The sequence below is a fragment of the Bacteroidota bacterium genome (assembly GCA_018816945.1).
Lineage (GTDB): Bacteria > Bacteroidota > Bacteroidia > Bacteroidales.
In genome coordinates, this window is sequence record JAHIVC010000038.1 from 24,581 (window position 1) to 31,365 (window position 6,785).

A 6,785-nucleotide genomic window follows, 5' to 3' on the forward strand; every position below is an offset into this window, starting at 1 on the left:
ATTTGGATATTTAAATTTACCATCTGATAATTTATAAAGTATTCATCAGAACCTAATTAACATTAAAAAATGAAAAAAATCGTCCTTCTCATCTCATTATCTTTTTTAAGTACTGTACTTTATTCACAATGGAATTATTATAGTCAATATGGATTAATTCCAGAAAAACAACTTGACGAAATTATAGGAGAAGCCTCCGGAGAACAGGCATTTAAACATTTAATTGAGATGTCAGCCTACAACCGTCCACGCCCTTTGAACGAATACGCAACTACCCTAATGGAATCGAATTATGTGATTTCAGTTTTAAAAGGATTTGGTGTTGAAAATGCGCATATCGAACGATTTGGAAAAACAAGTACCTGGAAAGGACTGAAAGGGAAATTATGGGAAGTCAGTCCTAAGCTCCGAAAGATTGTTGATTATGATGATTTGCCTTTATTTTTGGCCTCGGGCAGCAATAATGCAGATGTTACAGCAGAATTAGTCTGGGTTGGAGAAGGGACAAAATCTGAGCTCGAACAAATAGATATTAAAGGTAAAATTTGTTTTACTTCCGGAAGTCTTGGTAATTTGAGTGCGATGCTTGAAAAAGGTGCATTGGGAGCTGTGACTTATGAAAACGATCGGGCATTAATTGATCCTATGCAAATTCCAACCAGTGGAATGAGAGTTCGCGGTGAAAACGCGAATAAAGGTTTTGCCTTTAGAGTAACAGCCCGCGATGGTTGGGTTTTACGCGATCGATTGTTAAGAGGTGAAAAAATAGAAGTTCATGCAGAGGTGGAAGCCACAACTGTTGAGCTCGACCTTCAGGTTCCAACCTGTGTGATTGAAGGAACAGATCCTGATGGAGAAGAAATCATTTTGAGTGCGCATATATTCGAAGGCTATGTGAAGCAGGGAGCCAACGATAACATCTCTGGCAGTGCGGCATTATTAGATGTGGTCAGGGTTTTAAAAACCCTTTATGATGAAAACCGTTTGGAGCGGCCCAAACGTAATATCCGCTTTATCTGGGTTCCGGAATTCTCAGGAACGATCCCATGGGTAAATGCACACATGGACATCATGAATCGAACACTTTGCAATATCAATATGGATATGGTTGGTTTAAAAATTGCTGATAATTTATCCGCTTTCAATCTGCATCGAACAACTATGGGTAATCCGCATTATATCAACGATGTGATGGCCTGCTATTTTCGTTATGTAGGTGAAAATAATCATGAACGACTAACTCCCGTATCACGCGATCCTTTCCTTAAACCCATTGTTGCACCCACAGGTTCGGAAGAGCCATTTTATTATAATATTGAGGCCAATAACAGTGCATCCGACCATTCAGTATTTAACGATTGGTCGGTAAGGGTTCCGGGGATCATGATCATTACCTGGCCCGATCCATTTTATCATTCTTCCAACGACAGGCCACAGACATGCGATCCGACACAATTAAAAAGGGTAGTTTTTTTAGGCGCTGCTACAGCATATACCATTGCTTCGGCCAATGACGAAACGGCCATGAAAATTGCCACCGAAATACAAGGAAATGCCATGCAACGCATGGGACATCAATTAACGATTAGTTCTGTTCAAATTGCCAATGCTTCAAAATCTGATTTTGAGGAAGTATATATAAATGGAATTTATAATATTGATGCTGTCCATCAAAATGAAAAAGAAACTCTGGAAAGTGTTTCCGAATTATTTGTAGATAAAGCTACAATGAACAAATATTTGAATGCTCAACTTCTATCGTTAAATCAGATTTACTCAAGTAATTTAAAAGTAGCCGAAGAACAAATGAAGGTGCGAAGCGTTCAAATTTCTTTGTCTCCAATAAAACTTAAACCTACAGCATTGGAAATAAATGCCAGTAAAATAATTCCGGTTCCAACTTCAAAAGTTAGTGAAAATGGGTACCGTGGTTATGGTAAATATATCAGTGAAGTATCAAAAGAAATTAAAGATAAATATCCCTATCCTTCATTGATGAGATCCTCCGGTGAACTAAATCTGCTTTGCAATGGGAAACGTACTGCTCTGGAAATTAAAAAAATGATCGATGTTCAATATCCCACTAAAGTAGATTTAGAAGATGTTTTGAATTATATTGAAATTTTAAAACAGGCAGGTTTAGTGACCTATAAATAATTTGACTGTAAAAATAAAGCGTAAGGAATAAGTACTTTACATTCACATAAAACACTTATCATGGGAAAAAATCTAAGCAGGCGTGAAGTTATTAAAAGATTAGGTCTTACAGCCGGGGCCATACCACTTATCAATAATTTATCAGGGTTCACACCCAATACTGATGATGTTAATACGCTGTTTTCAAGAGTTAACGAGAATAAGCAGCTAAAAAAAGCTGTAACAGCAATCACACTTGGTGCAGGGTCAAGAGGAAATGTTTATGGCAATTTTGCTGCAGCATTCCCAAATGAACTTGACATTGTAGGTGTTGCAGAACCCATTCCGATACGAAATGAACGATATTCCAAAAAACATAATATTCCTGATAAGAACAGATTTGTAACATGGGAACATGTTTTTAAACAACCCAAATTTGCCGATGCCATTATTATCAGCACCCCTGATAATTTACATTATGGTCCCTGCATGCAAGCCCTAAAAATGGGCTATGATGTCTTGTTGGAAAAGCCTATCTCACCATCCGAACAAGAATGCCGCGATATATTAAATTTGGCAAACAAAACGGGTAGAATTGTTGCTGTATGCCATGTGCTTCGTTATGCCCCGTATTTCATTAAACTGAGGCAGATGGTTCAATCTGGGAGTATCGGTGAGCTAATTAGCATCCAACATTTGGAGCCTATCCAGCATATTCATATGTCGCACTCCTATGTACGAGGAAATTGGCACAATTCTAATAAAACAACCCCAATAATTTTAGGTAAATCTTGTCATGATTTAGATATTTTACGTTGGATCGTTGATAAACCTTGTGAACGAATTTCTGCATTTGGTGATTTAAAATGGTTTAAAAAAGAAAACGCACCCACTGGCAGTACAAACCGATGTACTGACGGTTGTGCAGCGGAAGCTGAATGCCCATATTCTGCTTTCAAAATTTATCATCGGGATCGATCATATACCTATGTTTTTGATTTCCCCGAAGATAAATCAACACATTCCGATTTTATTCTCGAGCAGTTAAAAACCACTGATTATGGTCGCTGTGTATATAGAATGGACAATGACCAACCAGATCATTACGTTACCAATATCCAGTTTGAAGGAAATATAACCGTCAGTTTTTCGATGGAAGCTTTTACTTCCTATCATGGTCGTAGAACACGAATTATGGGATCAAAGGGAGATATTGTTGGAGATATGAATGAATTCACTCATACAGATTTCCTGACAAATAAAGTCACTAAATGGAACATGGATGTTGAAGATGTTGACAATTACAAATCAAGTGGTCATGGAGGTGGTGACTGGGCTCTGGTAAGTGACTGGATTAACGCCATTGATAAGCAAGACCCAGACTTGCTGACCTCAACCATTGATGCTTCAGTAGAAAGTCATATAATGGGATTTATGGCCGAAAAAAGCCGACTTACAAATACAGTTAGAGAAGTGAAGCTTTAAAAATTATTTTGATTTTTAATTCAGATGGATTATGTTTGAAGCAATTAGGGAAATTTTGATAACCCTAGTCCATTAAATTTCAATAAAAGTAGTCTGGAACAAACTAAATCTTCTAAACATGAAAACAAACAAAATTTTACTTGGAGGGATCGTAGCCGCTGTTACTTTCTTTCTTTTAGGATGGTTAATTTATGGAATGTTATTAATGGATTTTATGCAAAGTAATTCTGACCAAAGCTTGATGAAAGCAGAAGGAGATATGGTTTGGTGGGCCATGATTGTGTCTAACCTGGCTTCAGGATTTTTATTGGCTTTATTACTAAGCTGGACAAACACCAAGCGTTTTGCCGACGCAGTAAAAGTAGGTGGAACCGTAGGATTATTAATGGCATTTGCTGTTGACCTGAGTTTTTACTCGATGAGTAATATGTTTTTTAATTTTACCCCGATAATTGTTGATACAATCATCAGTGCTATAATGTGGTCATTAGCAGGCGTTGCAGCCTTTTGGGTGATGGGCATGGGAAAAAAAGAGGCATAGATTGATCATGCCGCACAAAAGGATGGCTTCCTAACCGAGGAAGCCATCCTTTTTGTTTTAATTAGAATGATTTACTAAAATACAAACTTTGTTTTCACCAAACTCAGGTAACTTTCGTATCCCGTTTGTGGAATAACCGAGGCCGGCATTGGAATAAAATCAAGTTCGGCGGGCAAGCCTAATTTTTTTTCAAAAACGAATAATTCGAGTGGTAAATCTACATTGCATTCGAGGCTAAAATCGACACCTGATTTTTGCCAGCCAAAGTAATCCATTATATAAAATTCGGAGAAAGGCTCTGCATAAAATGATTTATCAGTAACTGCCTTGCCATTAATTTCAAAGAATGTAAGCTTGGCGGTTTTATGAATATACAGTTGGAAATTCTCTGCACCAATCATCGATTTCAGGTTGAATTTAACTTTTCTTACCCCATCCCTTCTGATAGAATTGGATATTATTGTGATAACTGGTTTTTCAAATGCAACAAAATTTGCTTTATTTTTAAGTCTTTCCCTGGTAGCTTGTGGAAAGATTTCAGTTAGAGGTCCAATCGTATTTTTTTCAAAAAACTGCTCATTCCATGCATCAGGCTTCAGCACATTAGAAACCCATAAGGCAGATTTGTTTTCATGATTTAGTGCATAAATAATATTGCTCTGTAATGGTTGTTGCTCGTTATAATCAGATTTCAGATGCGCCCCAACAAGTGCAATAATCCCAACAACCAAAGCAATTATTGTTAGTGCCCAACGATTGACATCGAAAAACACCCTTAATGGGATCATCAGTAATCCCAAAAGAATGATCCATAAAGCGATCCCAGCGATTGGCAATTCAAGGCTGAAAGTGACAAATAACACTTTAACCATGGGTAAATAAAATCCAATTACAGGTAATAACACCATCAAATTGACGAACAAAAACAGCATCCGTTTATGTTTCAAACTTAAGTTGAAAAGGATGACAAAGAGTAAGGCAAACGAGATGAAAAATAGCGGGATCAAACTTACATAAATAGCGGTTGGTATATATATAAAAGCAGCAATTAACGCTAACAGATTGATAAATAAAATGCCAAATAAAAGATTTAAAATGCCCACCTTTTTGTATACCAAAGCATATATAAATGAAAATACGGCCAATGATATGGCCATATAAGCTACCAGATAATAAAGGGCATTATAAAAATTGGAACTGTAATACGAACCATAAATGGTATATTTATTCAGCACTCCTTTATTCAGCAACCAGATTGATCCAACAGCAACGGCCAGACTTATCATGAAAATCAAAATTCCAAGTAAAGATTTCGATACCGTAACTCTTTTCCTTTTCAGACCAAGGACAAATACAGTTACAAATAAAATACTGCTGAATATGATCAGAAATAAACTCATGCTTTGCGGGAAGTGTACCACCCATCTGCCAATCACATTAAAATAGAGCAAATCCGGAGTTTTCGGATCGATCAACTCTTGATTTCCAAAATGTTTAATGATGTCGACAGCATAACTGCCACTATGCTGCAAACTTCTTAAACTAATTGTTTCCGGTGTATCGTTCATGCTATGATAGTTCACAAAATCATCCAAAAAAGCTACATTAAAGCCCGACATACCGGCATCTTTAAAAATCGTAAAATCAGAACTATTTGGCATGAGTCGATAAACCTCATACGCCAATGAAGATGCAATGGGGTATCTTACCGCTTTAAAAAATTCGCTCATGATCCACCCGTTATTCGGGCTCACTTCATAAGTATAAGCCGGACCTGACGATCCGCGTGCTTCAAGGTTTAGCAATAAACCAACTTCCTTGGCCAACTTATTTTCATCTACAAAAGCTCTCGCTCCATACAAGCCTGATTCTTCGCCATCGGTGAATAAAAAAATGATGTCATTTTTAAAGCTTCCAAGCTCCTTTATTGTCCTTATGGTTTCGAGCATTGCCGAAACACCCGACCCATCGTCGGCAGCACCAAGCGTGTGAGGGGTTGAATCATAATGCGACACGATCATGATGGCTTTTGAGTTTTGTGTTCCTCTCAGAACGCCAATAATATTAAATACAGAGGCTGCCCTAAGACTTCTTCTGTCGATAATTACCGAAGCAGGTTGAATACTGGTTTCCAAGCCCATTTCATTCATGGAACTTACAATATAATTCATCACCATTTTATGCGCTTCAGTACCCATTGATCGTGGTTTATACGCGATTACATTTAAATGATCCAGAGCGCGATAAGCAGAAAATTCTTTTGAAGAACCTTCCGTTTTAACGGGTGCAGGGCCTTGAAAGGTAAGCAGGGAAATTATAAATATTAAAACAATTCCCGAAAGGAAAATAAAATTTTGGATTAATCTGCGCTTCATGGTATAGATTGGCTAAGGTTATCTTTCAAAAATAATGAATTTCCATCAATAAACCGTAACGAACAAGCAAGCTCTTATTTCAGGGGTGACACCCTGCAGGGTGTCACCCCTGTCTTGTCCTAAAATAGGTTTACACAAAAAGTAAACTTATGACAGGATTTATAATGTATGAAGAAAGTTTTAAATTAAGAGTTGTACGAGAAGTATTATCTGGTGCATTAACTCGAACAGAAGCTAAGCAGCTCTAT

Annotated in this window: 4 protein-coding genes; 3 read left to right on the forward strand and 1 reads right to left on the reverse strand. The window is 37.3% G+C overall.

Annotated elements, in window-relative coordinates; genetic code table 11:
- The first annotated feature begins 69 nt into the window (after positions 1-69).
- From KKG99_06565 to KKG99_06575, 3 genes are all read left to right on the forward strand, one after another.
- On the forward strand, positions 70-2,157 hold the full coding sequence (locus KKG99_06565; protein ID MBU1012648.1) for a M28 family peptidase: 2,088 nt from the start codon (positions 70-72) through the stop codon (positions 2,155-2,157).
- Positions 2,158-2,217: 60 nt separating this feature from the next.
- Positions 2,218-3,621, forward strand: a complete 1,404-nt coding sequence (locus KKG99_06570) for a Gfo/Idh/MocA family oxidoreductase (protein MBU1012649.1) — start codon at positions 2,218-2,220, stop codon at positions 3,619-3,621.
- Between the two features lie 118 nt (positions 3,622-3,739).
- On the forward strand, positions 3,740-4,162 hold the full coding sequence (locus KKG99_06575; protein MBU1012650.1) for a hypothetical protein: 423 nt from the start codon (positions 3,740-3,742) through the stop codon (positions 4,160-4,162).
- 74 nt (positions 4,163-4,236) lie between these two features.
- Here the strand turns inward: KKG99_06575 and KKG99_06580 are convergent, their stop codons facing one another.
- Positions 4,237-6,537, reverse strand: coding sequence for a M20/M25/M40 family metallo-hydrolase (locus KKG99_06580; protein ID MBU1012651.1), 2,301 nt, complete (start codon positions 6,535-6,537; stop codon positions 4,237-4,239).
- Positions 6,538-6,785 lie beyond the last annotated feature (248 nt).

What these genes read in the sequence shown, in the direction of transcription:
- KKG99_06565 (MBU1012648.1), top strand. Translation starts at nt 70, where the DNA reads ATGAAAAAAATCGTCCTTCTCATCTCATTATCTTTTTTAAGTACTGTA.
- KKG99_06570 (MBU1012649.1), top strand. Translation starts at nt 2,218, where the DNA reads ATGGGAAAAAATCTAAGCAGGCGTGAAGTTATTAAAAGATTAGGTCTT.
- KKG99_06575 (MBU1012650.1), top strand. Translation starts at nt 3,740, where the DNA reads ATGAAAACAAACAAAATTTTACTTGGAGGGATCGTAGCCGCTGTTACT.
- KKG99_06580 (MBU1012651.1), bottom strand. Translation starts at nt 6,537, where the DNA reads ATGAAGCGCAGATTAATCCAAAATTTTATTTTCCTTTCGGGAATTGTT.